This window comes from Pararoseomonas sp. SCSIO 73927 (assembly GCF_037040815.1).
Lineage (GTDB): Bacteria > Pseudomonadota > Alphaproteobacteria > Acetobacterales > Acetobacteraceae > Roseomonas.
This window is the reverse complement of record NZ_CP146232.1, coordinates 3,263,283-3,280,882: the sequence shown is the minus strand read 5'-3', so window position 1 is coordinate 3,280,882 and position 17,600 is coordinate 3,263,283. Positions and strand designations below refer to the sequence as shown.

Below are 17,600 nucleotides of genomic sequence, written 5' to 3'. Positions count from 1 at the left end.
GGAAAGGACGGCCATGGACGGGGACCGGACAATCGGGGCGCTGGCCCGGCTGGCAGGGGTGAAGGTGCCGACCATCCGCTACTACGAGGCGATCGGCCTCCTCCCCGCCGCGCCGCGCACGGAGAGCAATCGGCGCCTCTACGGCGAGGAGGCGGTGCGGCGCCTGCGCTTCATCCGCCACGCGCGGGACCTGGGCTTCGAGGTGGAGGCCATCCGCCAGCTCCTCGCCCTGGCCGACCAGCCGGAGCGGCCCTGCGCGGAGGTGGACGGCATCGCCCGCGCCCACCTGGCGGAGATCGACGACCGGATCGCCCGCCTGACGGCCCTGCGCGCGGAGATCGGGCGGATGACGGAGGGCGGATCCCACGGCCGGGTGGGCGACTGCAGGGTGATCCAGGTGCTGGCGGATCACGGCCTCTGCGCCCACGCGCGGCACTGAACCACCCCGTGCCCGCCCCCATGCCCTGCCCGGCAGGCGGCCCCCGGGCCTACCCCGGCAGGCAGGCCGGCATGTTGTCCAGCAGCCGCACGTCGCCCAGCCGTGCGGCGGCGAGCAGCCGGGCCTCGCCCGCGCCGCCCGCCGGCCAGGGGCGCAGGGTCTCCGGCTCCACCAGCGCCAGGTAGTCCGGCGCGAAGCCGGCCGCGCGCAGGCGCGCCAGCGCGGCCTCCAGCGCGGGTTCCGGCGCCTCGCCGCCCTCCATCGCCGCGATCGCGCCGCGCACCTCCCGCGCCAGGATGGGCGCCAGGGCCCGCTCCTCCGACGAGAGGCGGGCATTGCGGGAGGAGAAGGCGAGCCCGTCCCCCTCTCGCACGGTTGGGTGGCCGACGACCCGGATGGGCATGTCGAGGTCCGCCACCACGCGCCGCACCACCTGCAGCTGCTGCCAGTCCTTCTCCCCGAACACCGCGGTCGCCGCGCCGGTCTGCTGGAAGAGCTTCGTGCAGACAGTGGCCACACCGCGGAAGTGGCCCGGACGCGCCGCGCCCTCGAAGCCCTCGGCGGGGCCGCCCACCTCGATGATTGTGGCGGCGCCCGGCGGGTACATCATCTCCACGCCGGGCATCCAGACGAGGTCGCAGCCGGCGCCGCGCAGCTTCTCCAGGTCGCCCGCCTCGTCGCGCGGGTAGCGCGCCAGATCCTCGTTCGGGCCGAACTGGAGCGGATTGACGAAGATGGAGACGGCCACCGCCTCCGCGTGCCGCCGCGCCTCCGCCACCAGCTCGAGATGGCCGCGATGCAGGGCGCCCATGGTGGGCACCAGGGCCAGGCGGCGCCCGCCGGCGCGCAGCGCGGCGGTGGTGGCCCGCAGCGCGGCCAGATCGCGGATGACCTGCACGGCCCCCTCCCCTTCCCGATGGCGCCGATGCCATGGGCCAGGGGGCGGCGGCCGGTCAACCGGCCTGCCACGATGTTGCCGCTTGCGCGCGGGCCCCGATCGCGCGATCCCCGTGCCATGCGCGCCACGAAGCACGACCTGATCGCCGTTCTCGCCGTGGTCGCGGCCATCGGGCTGATAGTGCTCTACCGCTACCTGCAGGTGGAGCCGCGCCACATGGGGGCGCTCTGCCTCGACCTCTCCACGGCGCCCTTCGCCTGCAAGCCGCGCGCGGCGCTGCTCTGGCTGCAGCACTGGCAGCTCTGGGGCGCCGGGGCCCTGGCGCTGGGGATCTGGGCCTTCATCGGCGCGCCATTCGCCGTGCGCGCGGCCGCCGTGGCGCTGGGCGTGATCGCCGCGCTGAACTTCAACGCGACCTGGGGGATGCTCGGCGCCGCGCTCGGCGCCTGGGCCTGGGTGGAGGCCGCCGCGCGCGCGGCCGCGGCGCCCCGCCGCGCCTGATGGCCGGAGCCCCGCGCGAAGCGCCCTGGCGCCCGGTGCCGGGCGGGCTGCAACTGCGGGTGAAGGCGCAGCCCCGCGCACGCCGGCCCGGGCTGCAGGGCCTTGCGGAGAGCGCCGATGGCCCGCGGATCAGGGTGGCGGTGAACGAGGCGCCGGAGGACGGGCGCGCCAACCGCGCGATCCTCTCGCTGCTGGCCGAGGCGCTGGCGGTCCCGCCCTCTCGCCTCGCCGTGACGGGCGGCGCCGCCTGCCGCGAGAAGACGGTGACCGTGAAGGGCGAGGCCGGCCCGCTGGCCGCGCGCCTGGCGGACATCCTGGCCCGGAAAGGGGAAGCGCCGGTCCTCATCCCCGATCGGGATGATGGCCGGCGCCCCTTGCCCCTGGTGGATCGATAGAGGCCTGCCCCTAACGACTCAGGCCGCCATCCGGTTCACCTTGCTCTCGGCGAGCATGGTCAGCTTCTTGTCCGTCGCCTTTTCCTCGGCAAGGTTCTCCTCCAGCACGGAGGCGCAGTCGTTGCGGCCGAGCTGGCGGGCGAAGGCGATCAGCGTGCCGTAGCGCGTGATCTCGTAGTGCTCCACGGCCTGGGCGGCGGAGAGCATGGCGGCGTCCAGCACCTCCTTGTCGCCCACCTCGCCCATGATCTCCTCGGCCTCGGCCAGGATTCCGTCCATGGCGGCGCAGGTGACGCCCTTCACGGGCTCCCCGTGCATCTGGAACACCTTCTCCAGGCGGGTGATCTGGTTCTTCGTCTCCTGCAGGTGCAGCTCGAAGCTCTGCTTCAGCTGCGGGTCCGTCGCCTTGTCGATCATCTTCGGCAGCGCCTTCGTGATCCGGTTCTCGGCGTAGTAGATGTCCTGCAGCGTGTGGACGAAGAGGTCGTTCAGCGTGTTGATCGGCTTCGAGAAGAGGCCCATGGCGGTCTTCCTTCCGGGAAATCTGTCATCTCAGGGGGGGGTGGCCGGCCCATTCGCCGCCGCCTCTGGAACGCCCGGGCCCGGGTGGATGTTGCAGGCCATTCCCAGCCGGTGCGGCTCAGACCCCTGCCAGGGCGTACCCCGCATTTCGGTGGCTGGCGGCCCCGGATTTTGGTTTCATTCCGGCGGAGGAACCGGACATGAACGCCACCACGGAACCCCTGGTGCTCGACCTCGTGGAATGGGTCGCGCGAGCGCCGCGCCCCTATGCCGATTGCATGGACGCCTGGCGCACCTCCTGCCCCCGGCTCGGGGTCTGGGAGGAGGCGCTGGATCGCGGGCTGGTGGAGCGGGGCGCCGCGGTGCGCGCGACGCCACTCGGCCTTCGCCTCCTCTCGGAGCACGGCCGGGCGGTGGCGCCGCCCGGCTGAAGGGCGCTACTCCGTCATCGCCCGCGTGGTGCCGGCCTGCCGGTTCCAGAACAGGGTGATCCGGGAGATGTTGCAGAGGTTCACCTTGGACCACTCCGTCTCGTCGCCATCCGTGTAGACGACCTTGATGTCCCACTGACAGCCGCGCGCGCCCGGGCTGAAGCGGATGTCGGTGTGATTGCCGTTGACCAGCGTGTCCTGCCCCAGAACGTCCCTGCCCCAGTTGGAGGAGGCAGAGGAGGAAACGTAGACCTCGTTGATCTCGTAGCCGGTGCGATTCACCAGGCTGAAATCAAGGCGACTCTGCGCCGCCGCCGGGGTGGCGAGCGAGGCGAGGGCGAGAGGCGCCAGCAGGGCGGGCAGGACGAAGCGGCGGTTCATGATGGATGTCCCCGGGCCGGCGAAGGCCGGCCACGGCGCCATCATGTGCGCAACCCGGATACGGAACGCTTAACGCGCCCCGATCAGCGCAGCCGGATCAACGCGCCCGGGCGAAAGGCCCCACCCGCAGCAGCGGCGCCAGGGAGAGGCCGATCGCGCAGGCGCTCCAGCCCAGGGCCTGGATGTTGTGCACCCCCTCGTTCACCGCGCTGGCAATGGCGCAGAGCAGCAGCACTCCGCCCGCCAGCCACTCCGCCCAGCCGCCACCGCGCCGCGGCAGGTCGCCCAGCAGCGCGCGCGCCACCACCGCCACCAGCGGCACCGCGAAGGTGGCGAAGGGGAAGTCGCGGTAGCGCGGGTCAAACAGCAGCATCATCTGCAGCACGGCCGCGGTGAAGATGAAGAGGAAGAGCAGGTCCTCGAAGGCGAAGCCGCGCCAGTCCCGCCAGCGGAACCGGCCGCGGAACAGGGAGCGGATGTTGGCGCTGGCCTGCGCGCCGTTGCGCGCGGGCTCCACGAAGTCGCCGGAGAGGCGCTGGCCGGCGCGGCGCAGCAGCAGCGCCGCCAGCAGCGCCTGCCCCGCGAAGTTGACGACGAAGGCGAGCTTCAGGTGCTCGTCATAGGCGTAGGGCCAGCCGCCGCAGAAGGCGTAGGCAAGCGCGTTGCCGAGGGCCGCCGAGAGCAGCGCCAGCTTCCAGGCGGGGGCGGCCGGCCAGGCGCGGATCGCCAGAAGAAACATCGCGGCGCCGGAGAGCAGCGCCGCGCCCGCGTAGAGGAACCAGAGCGGGTTCTCCCGCACCGGGCCGGAGAGATCGAACTTCGGCGTCCGGTCGGCGGTCCAGAGGCCCCATTCCGCGCCCACCGTGCCCTCGTTCCGGTATTTCCAGACCTGGTCGAAGGCCTCGATGAAGTTGTAGTCGAAGCCCGCCTCCCGGCTCAGCTGGATGAAGCGGCGCATGAACACGGCCTGCTCCACGCGGGAGGGGATGGCGCCCTCGCGCCAGCGGCCGGCGCTGGGCCAGCCGATCTCGCCGATGGCGATGGGCTTGTTCGGGAACAGGGCGCGCACGCGCTGCACGATCTGGCGCGTGTGCTCCATGGAACGGTCCACGCCGAGCGGCTCATCCTCCCAGTAGGGCAGGATGTGGATGGTGATGATGTCCACGTGGTTGGCGAGCTCGGGGAACTGCACCCAGAACTCCCACACATCGGCATAGGTCACGGGCTGGCGGATCGCGGCCTTCACGCGGTCGATCTGGCGGGCCAGCTCCTCCACCGGCAGGTCGCGGCGCAGCAGCACCTCGTTGCCCACCACCACGCGCTCCACCGTGTCGGGGTAGGTGTTGGCGGCGTGGATGAGCGCGTCGATCTCGCGGTCGTTCTGGCGGAGGTCGCGGCCGAGCCAGGCGCCCTTCCACATCCTCACCCCGTGGCGCTGGGCAATGGCGGCCGTCTCGTACTGTCCCTCGATGCTCGCGTAGCTGCGGATGGCACGCACGCGCGGGGCGATGAGGGCGATGTCCTCCTCTACCTGCGCCGCGCTGGGGAAGATGTCGCGAAGCGGGCTCTGCCCCTCCCGGAAGGGGGCAAAGGAGACGGAGTTGAAGCGGTCCGCCACCATCGGCACCTCCGCCGCCCTCTCCCGGTTCGGGAACCACCACGCCAGGATCGTCACGAGCGCGGCCGCGAGAAGCGGGAGGAGCAGCGCAGGGGCGGTCAGGGAACGGGGTGCGGGCATGGGGCGGGTGTAGCCGCGGCTTACGGCTCACGAAAGGCGGCGCGGTCCCGGGACCGCCGCAATCCCTGCCCCGTGGGCGCCCCCTCAAGGGGCCCACGGGGCGGTCCGGATCAGACCAGCGCGATCTTCTCGACCTCGGAGAAGCGCAGGCTCTCACCACCGATGTTGATCACGCCCTGGAAGGTGGCGGGCTGGCCCTGGGCGTTGGTGAAGGTCACCTCCTGCTGCCCCTGGGCGTTGCTGCCCACGTGCATCTGGAGGTTCGTGTTGCCCTCCAGGGTCAGCGAGGACTGCAGCTGGTGCAGGCTCACATTGTCCAGCTGCAGCGTGTCGTTGCCCGCGCCGCCCTGGAACTGGTCGCTGCCGTCGCCCGGCGCCCAGATGAAGCTGTCATTGCCCGCGCCGCCGAAGGCCAGGTCGCTCGCGCCGTCGCCCACGCCGCCGTCCAGGCTGTCATTGCCCTCGCCACCCTGGATCTGGTCCTGGCCGGCGCCCCCGTTCAGGGTATCCTGGCCCTCTCCGCCAAAGAGCAGATCGTTGCCGGCGCCGCCCGCGAGTACATCGTTCCCTGCTTCGCCAAAGGCCTGATCGTTCCCGGCGCCGGCCGCAATGGTGTCGTTGCCGGAACCGGAGAAGATGACGTCGGCAGCACCGGTGCCGGTCACTGCGTCGTTCCCCGCCCCCGTCTGCTGGAAGGCGCCTCCCACGACCTTGTCCAGGTCCTTGATATCCAGCGGCTTCTTCTCGGTCATCGACATGTGGTGCTCCTCGATCCTTCTCGACACGGAAAGACTACCAACAATTTTGCGTAATCCGTGAGACCTTCGTGCAACTTGCTGCAATAGTTTCCATCTATGGCTTCCGACCGCGCCCTGGGGCTCGTTCTGACACGCCCGTTGTCGGCACCCCCTGTCCCTTCCCATGTGCAGGGCCGTTCCGAGCGAAGGAAATGCCATGCCGGTTGACGGCCTGACCGATGACAGGGTTCGCGACATCCTCCTCAGAACCCGCCGCATTGCGGTGGTCGGGGCCTCGGACAAGCCGAATCGCCCCTCCTACGGGGTGTTCGGTTTCCTGCTGGGCCGAGGCTACACCGCCATCCCCGTGAACCCGGCGCTGGACGGGCGCACGGTGCACGGCATGGCGGCCGTCGCCTCGCTGGAGGAGGCCGGGCCGCTGGACATGGTGGACGTGTTCCGCCGCAGCGAGGACACCGGCCCGGTGGTTGACGAGGCCATCCGGCTGGGTGCGAAATCGATCTGGCTCCAGCTCGGCATCTGGAACGAGGAAGCCGCCGGGCGCGCCCGGGCCGCGGGCATCCCGATCGTGATGGACCGCTGCCCCGTAATCGAGTGGGGGCGCCTGGGCCTGCCCGCGCGGGTGCCCGCCGGCCTCGCCTGAGACGCACGCACATTAAAATCTTGAAAGATTACACGCGCCGGGCCATCTCGGGCCCGTCGCGGGCATCCGCCCGCAACATGGAGCTTCGAGGGACATGACTGAGGAAGAACGCCGCATCATCACCGGCTACGTGGAGCGTGTCGCAGGCGTCGCTCAGCAGCCGGTGGCGACGTCATCCGGCCCCTGGGGCGGCCGCAGCGTGCCCGGCACGCAGCCGGCCCCCAACCTGCCGCCCGTTGACCCGGACGCGGACCGGCTGATCACCGACCTGTTCTCCCGCCACCCGGAGGCGCGGTACCGCATCACCCAGACCGCCTTCGTGCAGGAAGCGGCCCTGGTGCAGGCGCAGAACCGCATCCAGGAACTTGAGTGGCAGCTGGAGAACACCCAGCGGCAGGCCCAGGCCAACGCGCAGCCGCAGGGCGGTGGTGGCCTCTTCGGCGGCCTGTTCGGCGGTGGCAACCGGCAGCGGCAGCAGGTGCCCTTCACCCCGCGCCCGCAGCCGATCCAGCCGCCCCCGGGCGCGATGAACCCGGCGATGATGCAGCAGCAGGGCGGCCGCGGCAGCGGCTTCCTCGGCACGGCGCTGACCACCGCGGCCGGCGTGGCCGGTGGCATGGTGCTGGGCAACGCGCTGATGGGCATGTTTTCCGGCGGCGCGGCCCAGGCAGCCACCGCGGCGACCGATGCCGTGTCGGGCGCGGCCAGCTCGGCCTCCGACGCCGTATCCGGCGCGACGGGCGCTTTCGGCGAGCAGGCGGTGAACACCCCGGCCTCCTCGCCCTGGACCGACCCCGCCGGCGCGGGCAACGACGCCACGCCGGTGTCGGATACGGGCGGCTGGGGCGGCAACGACGCGGCCGGCTACAATGACGCCGGCGGCTTCGACGACGCGGCCGGCTACGACGACGCCGGCGGCTTCGACGAGGACGTCTGAGGCATCAGCGCCGCTCATCGGTCCCGCGGCTAACCCGCGGAACCATCATTGACGGGGTCGGGGGTCCAGGATCAGCCTGGGCCCCCGATGCGTATTCCGGACCTTGATCTCGACCTGCTCCGCTGCTTCGTGCAGGTGGCGGAGCGCGGCGGCTTCACCGCGGCGGGGCCGGCGCTCGGCCTCACACAATCCGCCATCTCCCTGAAGGTCCGCCGGCTGGAGGAGCTGCTGGGCCAGCGCGTGCTGGAACGCACCAGCCGCACCGTGGCCCTGACCCCGCAGGGGGAGACGCTGCTGGCCTATGCCCGCCGCATGCTGGCGCTGAACGAGGAGGCAGTGCTGCGCCTCGTCGCCCCGCCCGTCGCGGGGCGGCTGCGACTGGGGGTGGCGGACCACTTCGTGCCGCGCAGCCTAGCCCCTCTCCTCGCCCGTTTCGCCCGCACCCATCCCGGCATCCGGCTGGAGGTGGAGGTCGGCCGATCCCACGAGCTGCGCCGGGCCATGGAGGCCGGGTCGCTCGACCTCGTCCTCGGCAAGCGGCGGGAGGGCGAGAGCGAGGGCAGCGTGCTCTGGACCGAGCCGGTGATCTGGGCCGCCTGCCCGGGCTGGGCGCCCCCGCCGGACCGCCCCCTGCCGCTGGCGATGCTGCCCGCCGGCTGCATGTTCCGGGACCGGGCCCTGGCCGCCCTGGCCCGCGCCGGGCTGGCCTTCGAGGTCACTTACACCTCCGCCAGCCTTCTCGGCGTGGCGGCGGCGGCGCAGGCGGGGCTGGCGGCCACCGTGATCGGCGCCTCCGGCCTGCCGGAAGGGCTGGCCCCCCTGCCCGGCCTGCCGCCGCTGGAGCCGGCGGAGATGGCGGTGTTCGGCGACCTGGCCGGGCTGGCGCCGCTCGCCGCGCCGCTGGTGCAGGCCATCCGGGACACGGCGGGCGCGCCCGCGCCGCTGGCGGCCTGACCTTCCTGTCCTCCGTGTAACACCCCCGGCGAAGCGCGAGATTGACCGCCGTGCGGCAGGGGGCGCAGTTTCCGGCCCATGCAGAACGGCAACGTCCAGATGGCTGAGGCCCCGCGCGACAAGGATTGGCGCATCATCGGCCTGATCGGGACGGGCCACTTCCTCTCCCACTTCTACATGCTTTGCCTCGCGCCCCTTTTTCCCCTGTGGCGGGAGGAGTTCGGCGTCTCCTACGCCGTGCTCGGCCTCTCGGTGGCGCTGATGAGCGGGGTGACGGCCCTGCTGCAGACCCCCGTGGGCTTCCTGGTGGACCGGCACGGGGCGCGGCCCTTCCTGGTGGGGGGCACGCTCCTCATGGCGCTCTCCATCTCCGCCATGGCGCTGGCGCCGAACTACTGGGTGGTCCTCGGCCTCGCGGTCCTCTCGGGCGTCGGCAACTCGGTCATCCATCCGGCGGACTACGCCATCCTCGGCAGCAGCATCGGGGAGAAGCGGATGGGCCGCGCCTTCGCCATGCACACCTTCACCGGCAACCTCGGCTTCGCCGCGGCGCCGCTGGTGCTGGCGATGATGACCCAGACCTTCGGCCTGGGCTGGCGGCCCACCCTGCTGGCGCTGGGGCTGCTGGGCGTGCCCGTGGTGCTGGCCATCCTGCTCCAATCCCGCATCCTGCAGGACCAGGCGCGGCCGAAGAAGGGAGTGGCCCCGGTAGGGCGGGAGGTCCTGCTCTCCCGGACCATGCTGATGTTCTTTGCCTTCTTCCTGCTCTCCTCCATGGCCGGCTCCGGCGTGCAGGCCTTCCTAATCACAACCCTGGACCAGCTCTGGGGCACGCCGCTGGCCATCGCCTCCCTCGCGCTCACGGGCTACGTGACGGGCGCCACCGGCGGCGTGCTGGTGGGCGGCTGGTACGCGGACCGGTACAGCCGGCACTTCACCTTCGTCACGGGGCTGACGGGGCTCTCCGTCGCGCTCTTCCTCGCCATGGGGCTGCTGCCCCTGCCGGACGCTGTGCTTCCCTTCATGGCCCTCGTCGCGGGCGGGGCGCTCGGCGCCTCCCGCACGCCGCGGGACGTGATGGTGAAGAACGCCGCGCCCCCGGGGCAGATGGGGAAGGTCTTCGGCTTCATCTCCTCCGGCCTGCCGCTGGGCGGCGCCATTACCCCCGTGCCCTTCGGCCTGATGCTGGACCATGGGCTGGCCTGGATGGTGCTGCCGAGCGTGGCGCTGCTGCTCCTCGGCTCGCTTCTCTGCGCCGGCACCGCGCGGGGCGAGGCGCTGCGCACGGCCCGGCCGCCGGCGCCGCTTCCGGCCGAGTAGGCCGGGCATGGCGGCGCCCTTCGACCTGGCGCTGGAGGCGCTGGGCTGGACCGGCACGGCCGCCTTCGCCACCGCCGGCGCGCTGACGGCCGCGCGCAAGCGGATGGACCCCGTGGGCTTCCTGCTGGTCGCGGGGGTCACCGCCTTTGGCGGCGGCGCGCTGCGCGACCTGCTTCTGGGCCTGCCCGTGGCCTGGCTCCTCCGCCCCGACCTCGCCCTGCTGGCCGCCATCTGCGCCCTGGCCGTGTTCTTCGCGGCGCCGAGAGTGGAGCGGCGCGTGGCGCTGCTGCTCTGGGCCGATGCGGCGGGGATGGCGGTCTTTGCCGTTCTGGGGGCCGAAGTGGCCTCCCGCGCCGGGGCCGCGACCTGGGTCTGCGTGCTGATGGGGGTGATGACCGCCAGCTTCGGAGGCCTGATCCGCGACGTGATCTGCGGCGAGATCCCGCTGATCCTGCGGCGGGAAATCTACGCCACGGCCGCCGCGGCGGGTGCCGGCCTGTTCCTGGCCCTGCACGCGCTGGGGGCGGAGCGGGCGGTGGCGGTGGGGGCCGGGGCGCTCGCGGCGTTCCTCATCCGCGCGGCGGCGCTGGGCGGGGGCTGGTCGCTGCCCGCCTATGGCGGTCAGGCCGCCAGCGGCGCGGCCGATCCGGTGCCGGAGACGGCCGCGCCCCGGATCGAGGCCGCGAGCGCGGAGGCCACGCGGCGCATCTCCTCCGCCCCGTAGCGCTGGTCCAGGGGCAGGAGAAGCACGCGGTTCGCCAGCGCCCGGGACCGGGCGCAGGGGCCGGGATCGGCCGGATCGGGCCACATGACCGGGCAGAACACCCCCGCCTCCGCCATCCGGGCGGAGAGGGCGGAGGCGTCCGGCACCTGCAGGGGCAGGCCCTGCGGCACCCAGGCCGGGCGGTCGGAGGCGGGCTCCAGCAGCAGGTCCGGCGGGACCAGCGGCCGCAGCGCGGCATGGTTCGCGCGGCGGGCGGCGGCGATGGCATGGAAATCCTGCCGGTCCAGCAGCGCCGCCGTCAGCCGCGAGGGGGCGCCGGGCGCGACGGCCATCCCCGCCTCCTCGGCGCGGTAGGCAGGGAACCAAGCGGCGTTTCCGCTCTCATCTTCGAAGCGGCGCAGGGCCGGTGGGGACTCCGTCGGCGAGGGTCCGGGTTGCTGCTCCGCCAGTGGGCGAGCGCGGGCCGCGCCGCGTGGCGTGATGACGAGATAGCCGCCATCCGGCACGCCGAGCAGTTTTCGCGGGCTGTAGAGCAGGGCATCACCCCAGGCCGGGCCGGGCCAGAGGGCGCCCGCCCGGTCCTCGATCCAGGTCACGTCCTGCCGGAGCCCGGCGAGGCGCCGCAGGGCGGCGGAGGAGGGGCGGCCGAAGTAGCTGACGGCGAGCACCGCGTCCCCGGGCGCCAGATGGGCGGCAAGGAAGCGCGGATCCGGGGAAAGGGGACCTTCCGGGGCCAGCGGATAGGCGGCCAGGCGCCGGGCATGGCCCAACCGCAGCATCGCCCCTGCGGCCTCCGCCAGGGCCTGACAGGCGAAGCCGGTCATCCACAGCGTCCCGAACGGTCCAAGGGCTTTCCCCACGCCGAGGGCGAGGGCGCTGCGCCCGTTGCGGTAACCGTGGTGCGGCAACCCGCGGAACCAGCGCCGCGCCACGCTCTCCCGCCCTCCCGCGCCGAGGGGCGGGCCGGGATCAAGGGGCAGGAAGCCGCCGATCGCCCCGGTCATGCAGCCCCCTTCCCTCCGCGCCGCCCGCATCTTGCGTGGCCGGGCCTAACGGAGGGTTGAGGGCGTTCCGCCTGTGCTTCAGTTCCCCGCGCGCGGCTCCGGCAAGGGCACCACCGGCCCGGGCTGCGGCCCGGCGCCCGCGACCGGCGGCGTGCCGGACAGGGCCTGCCGCAGCTGCACCGGATTCAGCTCCCCCTCCCAGCGGGAGATGGCGATGCAGGCCACGCCGTTGCCGATGAGGTTCGTCAGCGCCCGGCACTCGCTCATGAACTTGTCGATGCCGATCAGCACGGCCAGCGAGGCCAGAGGGATGTCGGGGATCACCGAGAGGGTGGCGGCAAGTGTGATGAAGCCCGCGCCCGTGACGCCGGACGCGCCCTTGGAGGTGAGCATGGCCACCAGCAGGATCGTCAGCTCCTGCCCCCAAGTCAGGTGGGTGTTCGTGGCATAGGCCAGGAACATGGTGGACAGCGTCATGTAGATGTTCGTGCCGTCCAGGTTGAAGGAGTAGCCCAGCGGCACGGTGATGCCGACCACCTTCGGGGAGGCGCCGAGCGCCTCCATCTTCCGCATGACCTGCGCCAGCACGGATTCCGAGGAGGAGGTGCCGAGGACGATCAGCAGCTCCTCCTTGATGTAGGTGACAAAGCGGAAGATCGAGAAGCCGCAGAAGCGCGCGATGGTGCCGAGCACCACCACCACGAAGAAGATCGCGGTGAGGTAGAAGGTGGCCACCAGCTCCGCCAGCCGGATGAGCGAGCCGAAGCCGTAGGCGCCGATGGTGAAGGCCATGGCGCCGAATGCGCCCACGGGGGCTGCCTTCACCACGATGGAGACGATGCCGAAGAACACCGCGCCCGCCGCGTCGATGGCATGGGAGATGGGCTCGCGCAGCCGGTCCGGCAGGGCGTTGATGGCGAAGCCCGTCAGCACGGCCAGCAGCAGCACCTGCAGCAGGTCGCCGCCGGCGAAGGCGCTGACGAAGGTGTCGGGGATGATGTTCAGCAGGTGGGCCGCCACGCTGTCATTCGCCGCGCGCTGGGCGAAGCCCTGCACGGCGTTGGCGTTCATCTGGCTGGCATCGATGTTGAAGCCCTCGCCCGTGCGGAAGATCTTGGCGACGCCGAGGCCGATGATGAGGGCGAAGGTGGAGACCACCTCGAAGTAGAACAGCGCCTTCACGCCCACGCGGCCGACGCTCTTCGCGTCCCGCACGGAGGCGATGCCGTGGACGATGGTGAAGAACACCACCGGCGCGATCACCATGCGGATGAGCTTGACGAAGCCGTCGCCCAGCGGCCGCATCGCCTCGCCGGTCCCCGGCCAGATCACGCCCACGGCGATGCCGAGGGCGATGGCGATGAGGACCTGCACGTAGAGCAGGGAGAGGGCGCGTCTGATCATCGGGGGGTCCGTTCCGTGCCGGCAGGCGGCCGGAACGCCTTGGCCCGACCTCTCGGTGGCGAGGGCATATGACAGACAACTTACACAGGACAATAGTTGAGGCATCGGAGGGGCCACGCAGCGAAGTCATGGCTGCACCGGTTCCGCCCCGGCACGAATGACACGCTGTTAACGTAAGTAAAGCTGTGCGCCGTGCACCCGGCCTTGCCGGTTGGATACTGGACCGGAACATCGCGCAGGGCTCGGGCCTGCACGGGCGCACAGAACTTGCGGCGCCCCTGACTTCCCCCGGACAGACCATGATTAACTTCGGCGTAACCTTTTGATCATTCCCGTGTCATGCGCAGCACCTAACCCCGCCCTTACCCGGCCGGGAGGATTCGGCCCGCCCTCCGACAGGAGCTGCGGGGCCGAACGGCCGGGCTGCTAAGACCCGAGGGAAATCACATCCGTGGCCAGCTATGACACTCTCGATGGGCAGGCGCCCATCGTCGTCTCGCACCGGGGCGCCAGCGCCGTGCGGCCCGAGCACACGATCGAGGCCTACCGCAAGGCCATCGAGCTCGGCTCCAAGTTCATCGAGCCCGACCTGGTCACGACCAAAGACGGCGTGCTGGTAGCCCGCCACGAGCACACGCTGGCCGGCACCACGGACATCGCGGACCACCCCGAGTTCGCGGACCGCGAGTGGGTGATCGAGAACTTCACCCTCGCCGAGCTGAAGACGCTGCGCGCGATCGAGCGCACCGGCGACCAGCGCCCGGAGAGCTCCTCCTACAACGGCCAGTTCGAGATCGCGACGCTCGACGAGATCATCGCGCTGGTGAAGGGCCACGAGGCGGCCACGGGCCAGAAGATCGCCATCGTGCCGGAGCTGAAGAGCCCGAGCCTGCTCCTCGCCAAGGGCTACGACACGGCGCAGATGCTGGTGGACGCGCTGGTCGCCAACGACTTCACCGACCGCGGCCGGGTCTTCGTCCAGTCTTTCGAGTCCGGCAACCTGAAGGCGCTGCACGAGACGATCATGCCGGCCGCCGGCGTGGACTTCCACATCGTGCAGCTCGGCAACACCGCAACGCCCGAGGGCCTGGCCGCCATCGCCGAGTACGCCGACATCGTCGGCCCCAGCATCAACGCCATCCTGCCTCGCGCGCGCCTGACGGCGCCGGTGGACGGCGACGGCGACGGCACCGCCCAGATCACCACCCGGCTGACGGGCCAGGTCACGGACCTCGTCGCCAACGCCCACGCCGTCGGGCTGAAGGTCATCCCCTACACCGTCCGCGCCGAGGAGCCCTACCTGGCCCTGAACCCGGACGGCACGGTGCAGACCGCCGCCCAGGAGATCCAGAAGCTCATCGACGCCGGGGTGGACGGCTTCTTCACCGACCACACCGACATCGGCCTGCGCGCCGTGAAGGACGACCTGACGGCCGACGGCACCCGCGGGGGCGACGAGCTGCAGGGCACCGCCGGGACGGACTACCTCTACGGCGGCGCCGGCGAGGACACGATCAGCGGCGGCGCGGGCGACGACTTCCTCTACGCCGGCGCCGACAACGACGTGGTCGATGGCGGTGCGGGCAATGACCGCCTGGTGGGCGATGCCGGCAACGACCGCCTCACGGGCGGCGAGGGCCATGACCGCCTGATCGGCGGCGCGGGCAACGACACGCTCCTCGGCGGCGCGGGCGACGACACGCTGATCGCCGATGCCGGCAGCGACCTGCTGGTCGGCGGGGCGGGCTCCAACCGCCTCACCGGCGGCGAGGGCGCGGACACCTTCCGCTTCGAGGCCGCCGCCGGCCGCGGCAACCTGACCCGGCTCATGGACTTCGCCTCGGGCGAGGACCGGATCGAGCTGGACGGCGCGGTCTTCACGGCGCTGGAGGGCGAGGGGCAGCTCTTGGCCGAGAGCTTCGGCCTCGGCCGCACGGCCACCACGGCCGAGCAGCACCTGCTCTACGACGGGGCGACCGGCGACTTCCTCTACGATGCCGACGGCGCGGGCGGCGCGGCCGCAATCCGCATCGGCACGCTGGTGGCCGGCACGGAGCTCTCGGTAGGCGACATCTGGGTGGTCTGATCAGGGCCCCCTGAGACGGTGGGCCGCTGCGCCGGAAGGCGCGGCGGCCCACAGCTTTCCACGGGGCTGCGTCAGACCGGTCCGAGCCCCAGGAACTCGGCGTAGCGCGGGGTCGCCTTCAGCCCCGTCCCGGTGAGCACGACGACAACCCTCTCCCCCGGGCGGATGGACCCGTCTGCGGACAGGCGTCCCAGTGCGGCCGCGGCCTGGGCGCAGGTCGGCTCCACGTAGAGGCCCTGCCGCGCGAGCCCGAGGGCCGCGGCGGTGATCTCGCCCTCCTCCAGCAGCACGGCGCCGCCGCCGCTCCGGCGCAGGGCGCCCAGCACCTCGGCCGGGCGGATGGGCTGGGCGATGGCCGTGCCCTCCGCGACTGTCGGGCGGGGCGGCTCCGGCGGAAGGCCGAGGAACGCGCGCGCCATGGGGCCGCAATGGGCGGGCTGGGCGGCGTAGAGCCGCGGCAGCCGGGGGATGGCACCGGCGCGCAGCAGCTCCCCGAAGCCGATGTCGCAGCCCAGCACGTTCGATCCGGCGCCGCAGGGGATCACCACCGCGTCCGGCGCCTCGAAGCCGAGATCCTCCCACAGCTCGTAGGCCAGGGTCTTCGTGCCCTGGAGAAAGAAGGGGTGCCAGTTGTGGCTGGCGTAGAAGAAGCCGGATTCCGGATCGTTCCCCTGGCGCAGCGCCTCGTCCGCGCAGTCCTGCCGGCTGCCGGGGGTGAGCTGGATTTCCGCCCCCGCGGCGCGGGACTGCACGGTCTTGGCGGGGGAGGTGCTGTCCGGCACCAGGATGCGCGCCCGCATCCCGCCGGCGGCCGCGTAGGTGGCGATGGCGGCGCCGCCATTGCCGGAGGAATCCTCCAGCACCGCCGTGATCCCCTGGTCCCGCAGCAGGGAAAGCATGACGGAGGCGCCGCGGTCCTTGAAGGATCCGGTGGGCATCATCCACTCGCACTTGAACAGCGCCTCGGACCCCTCCCAGGCGCGGGGGACGAGCGGGGTGCGCCCCTCCCCCATCGCGATCGGCGCGGCGGGGCGGAAGGGCAGCGCGGCGGCGTAGCGCCACAGGCCGGGGGCGGCGGGGTCGATCGCGTCCTGCCCGATGCCCGGCAGATCGGTCAGCATCAGCGGCTGGCCGGCATCGCCGCACCAGCGCGGAGCATCCAGGGGCCAGGTCTGTCCGGTGCGCGGGTCGAGATAGGCGGTCATGGGCGCTCCTGCTGGCGAGGCGGCGCACCCTGTCTTGCGGCGCAGTGGCCCGCAAGGGATACACCGGCATGACCGACCGCACTGATGCCGAGGCCGTTCGCGCCCTGGCCGCCGACCTTGTCCATATCGACAGCCGATCCTTCGTCTCCAACCTGCCCCTGTCGGAGCGCGTGGAGGCGGAGCTGAAGGGCTTCGCGATTGAGCGACTGGACTACGAGGATGCGAACGGCGTGCCCAAGCGCGCGATCGTCGCGCATCGCGGCGGGCCGGGCGGGATCGCGCTCTCCGGCCACATGGACACCGTGCCCGACACGGGCTGGCAGGAGGATCCCTTCTCCGCCCGTGTGGACGAGGCGGGGCTGATGCACGGGCTGGGCACGGCCGACATGAAGGGGCCGGTGGCCGCCTGCATCGTCGCGGCGCAGGGCATGCCCGCCGGCGCGCCGGTGACGCTGCTGATCACCACGGACGAGGAGACGACGAAGGCCGGCGCCGCGATCATCGCGGAGCGGTCCGAGCTCGCGCGCCGCGCGGCGCTGCGCGGGATCGTGGTGGCGGAGCCGACGCGGCTGGCGCCCATCCGCGGCCATCGCGGCACCGTCAACTTCGAGGTGACCGCCAGCGGCACCCAGGCGCACTCCTCCACCGGGATCGGGGTGAATGCCAACCTCGCGCTCATCCCCTTCCTGGCCGAGATGAAGGCGCTGCACGACCGGCTGCGGGAGGAGCCCGCCTGGCGCGTGCCGGACTACGAGCCGCCCTTCCCGGATTTCAACATCGTGTTGGACAACCACGGCACGGCGATCAACGTGACGGTGGCGCGCGCCACGGCGCGGATGAAGTTCCGCTACTCCCGCGCGCTGGACCCGGCGCCGGTGATCGAGGCGGTGCAGGCGGCGACGGAGCGGCACGGCCTGGCGCTGCGCTTCGTGGTGGACGGCTCCCCGCCCGAGCTGCCGGTGGAGCACCCGCTGGTGCGGCTGGCCGAGGCGGCCACGGGGCAGGCCGCGCGCACCGTGCCCTTCGGCACGGACGCCACGCGGCTGAACGCGCTGGCGCCCTGCGTGGTGCTCGGCCCGGGCGATATCGGCGTGGCGCATTCCCCCGGGGAGTACGTACCCGTGGCGGAGCTGGCCGCGGCGGTGCCGCTGTTCCGCCGCCTGCTGCGCGAGGGCGCACAGTAATCAACTTCCTCATTAACGTAGGATAGGAAACATAGGTTAATACTGGTCTGCCCTGGCCAAGTATAATTCCTGGCAG

At 72.1% G+C, this 17,600-nt stretch carries 19 protein-coding genes; 11 read left to right on the top strand and 8 right to left on the bottom strand.

Annotated elements, in window-relative coordinates:
• The first annotated feature begins 13 nt into the window (after window positions 1–13).
• Window positions 14–439, top strand: a complete 426-nt coding sequence (locus tag VQH23_RS15280; protein WP_338661600.1) for a helix-turn-helix domain-containing protein — start codon at window positions 14–16, stop codon at window positions 437–439.
• 49 nt (window positions 440–488) lie between these two features.
• Here the strand turns inward: VQH23_RS15280 and panC are convergent, their stop codons facing one another.
• Window positions 489–1,337, bottom strand: a complete 849-nt coding sequence (panC, locus tag VQH23_RS15275; RefSeq protein WP_338661599.1) for a pantoate--beta-alanine ligase — start codon at window positions 1,335–1,337, stop codon at window positions 489–491.
• 117 nt (window positions 1,338–1,454) lie between these two features.
• On the opposite strand from panC, the gene VQH23_RS15270 reads away from it, so the two are divergent.
• Window positions 1,455–1,838, top strand: a complete 384-nt coding sequence (locus VQH23_RS15270; protein ID WP_338661598.1) for a hypothetical protein — start codon at window positions 1,455–1,457, stop codon at window positions 1,836–1,838.
• A complete protein-coding gene (locus VQH23_RS15265) occupies window positions 1,838–2,233 on the top strand; it encodes a DUF167 domain-containing protein (RefSeq protein ID WP_338661597.1) in 396 nt (131 codons plus the stop codon). The genes VQH23_RS15270 and VQH23_RS15265 overlap by 1 nt, the downstream gene beginning before the upstream one ends.
• 18 nt (window positions 2,234–2,251) lie before the next feature.
• Here VQH23_RS15265 and VQH23_RS15260 read toward each other — a convergent pair whose 3' ends face one another.
• Window positions 2,252–2,755 (bottom strand): ferritin-like domain-containing protein, encoded by a 504-nt coding sequence (locus VQH23_RS15260; protein WP_338661596.1) that lies wholly within the window; start codon window positions 2,753–2,755, stop codon window positions 2,252–2,254.
• 200 nt (window positions 2,756–2,955) lie between these two features.
• Here VQH23_RS15260 and VQH23_RS15255 point away from each other — a divergent pair, with 200 nt between their 5' ends.
• A complete protein-coding gene (locus VQH23_RS15255) occupies window positions 2,956–3,186 on the top strand; it encodes a hypothetical protein (protein WP_338661595.1) in 231 nt (76 codons plus the stop codon).
• 6 nt (window positions 3,187–3,192) lie between these two features.
• On the opposite strand, the gene VQH23_RS15250 is transcribed toward VQH23_RS15255, so the two are convergent.
• The 3 genes from VQH23_RS15250 to VQH23_RS15240 form a co-directional block, all read right to left on the bottom strand.
• The gene (locus VQH23_RS15250; RefSeq protein WP_338661594.1) at window positions 3,193–3,567 is read right to left on the bottom strand and encodes a hypothetical protein; all 375 of its coding nucleotides are present in this window, start codon (window positions 3,565–3,567) and stop codon (window positions 3,193–3,195) included.
• A gap of 97 nt (window positions 3,568–3,664) precedes the next feature.
• Complete coding sequence (locus tag VQH23_RS15245) at window positions 3,665–5,305, bottom strand: glycoside hydrolase (protein WP_338661593.1); 1,641 nt, start codon at window positions 5,303–5,305, stop codon at window positions 3,665–3,667.
• Window positions 5,306–5,415: 110 nt separating this feature from the next.
• The gene (locus VQH23_RS15240) at window positions 5,416–6,063 is read right to left on the bottom strand and encodes a hypothetical protein (RefSeq protein WP_338661592.1); all 648 of its coding nucleotides are present in this window, start codon (window positions 6,061–6,063) and stop codon (window positions 5,416–5,418) included.
• Between the two features lie 196 nt (window positions 6,064–6,259).
• Here VQH23_RS15240 and VQH23_RS15235 point away from each other — a divergent pair, with 196 nt between their 5' ends.
• The 5 genes from VQH23_RS15235 (at window position 6,260) to VQH23_RS15215 (ending at window position 10,641) form a co-directional block, all read left to right on the top strand.
• Window positions 6,260–6,706 carry a CoA-binding protein gene (locus tag VQH23_RS15235; RefSeq protein WP_338661591.1) on the top strand — a complete coding sequence of 149 codons (447 nt, stop codon included), beginning with the start codon at window positions 6,260–6,262 and terminating at the stop codon, window positions 6,704–6,706.
• Between the two features lie 94 nt (window positions 6,707–6,800).
• Window positions 6,801–7,643, top strand: a complete 843-nt coding sequence (locus tag VQH23_RS15230) for a DUF2076 domain-containing protein (RefSeq protein ID WP_338661590.1) — start codon at window positions 6,801–6,803, stop codon at window positions 7,641–7,643.
• 87 nt (window positions 7,644–7,730) lie between these two features.
• The gene (locus VQH23_RS15225) at window positions 7,731–8,597 is read left to right on the top strand and encodes a LysR substrate-binding domain-containing protein (protein WP_338661589.1); all 867 of its coding nucleotides are present in this window, start codon (window positions 7,731–7,733) and stop codon (window positions 8,595–8,597) included.
• Window positions 8,598–8,675: 78 nt separating this feature from the next.
• Window positions 8,676–9,917: an MFS transporter gene (locus VQH23_RS15220; RefSeq protein ID WP_338661588.1), complete on the top strand. Its 1,242-nt coding sequence runs from the start codon at window positions 8,676–8,678 to the stop codon at window positions 9,915–9,917.
• 7 nt (window positions 9,918–9,924) lie between these two features.
• Window positions 9,925–10,641, top strand: a complete 717-nt coding sequence (locus tag VQH23_RS15215) for a TRIC cation channel family protein (RefSeq protein ID WP_338661587.1) — start codon at window positions 9,925–9,927, stop codon at window positions 10,639–10,641.
• On the opposite strand, the gene VQH23_RS15210 is transcribed toward VQH23_RS15215, so the two are convergent.
• A complete protein-coding gene (locus VQH23_RS15210; protein WP_338661586.1) occupies window positions 10,539–11,645 on the bottom strand; it encodes a hypothetical protein in 1,107 nt (368 codons plus the stop codon). The genes VQH23_RS15215 and VQH23_RS15210 overlap by 103 nt on opposite strands.
• A gap of 78 nt (window positions 11,646–11,723) precedes the next feature.
• Window positions 11,724–13,049: a C4-dicarboxylate transporter DctA gene (gene dctA / locus VQH23_RS15205; RefSeq protein WP_338661585.1), complete on the bottom strand. Its 1,326-nt coding sequence runs from the start codon at window positions 13,047–13,049 to the stop codon at window positions 11,724–11,726.
• A 451-nt stretch (window positions 13,050–13,500) separates the two neighbouring features.
• Between dctA and VQH23_RS15200 the strand changes: the two genes are divergently transcribed.
• Window positions 13,501–15,135 (top strand): glycerophosphodiester phosphodiesterase family protein, encoded by a 1,635-nt coding sequence (locus VQH23_RS15200; RefSeq protein WP_338661584.1) that lies wholly within the window; start codon window positions 13,501–13,503, stop codon window positions 15,133–15,135.
• 71 nt (window positions 15,136–15,206) lie between these two features.
• Here VQH23_RS15200 and VQH23_RS15195 read toward each other — a convergent pair whose 3' ends face one another.
• On the bottom strand, window positions 15,207–16,340 hold the full coding sequence (locus VQH23_RS15195; protein ID WP_338661583.1) for a pyridoxal-phosphate dependent enzyme: 1,134 nt from the start codon (window positions 16,338–16,340) through the stop codon (window positions 15,207–15,209).
• A 68-nt stretch (window positions 16,341–16,408) separates the two neighbouring features.
• Here VQH23_RS15195 and VQH23_RS15190 point away from each other — a divergent pair, with 68 nt between their 5' ends.
• A complete protein-coding gene (locus VQH23_RS15190; protein WP_338661582.1) occupies window positions 16,409–17,524 on the top strand; it encodes a M20/M25/M40 family metallo-hydrolase in 1,116 nt (371 codons plus the stop codon).
• Window positions 17,525–17,600 lie beyond the last annotated feature (76 nt).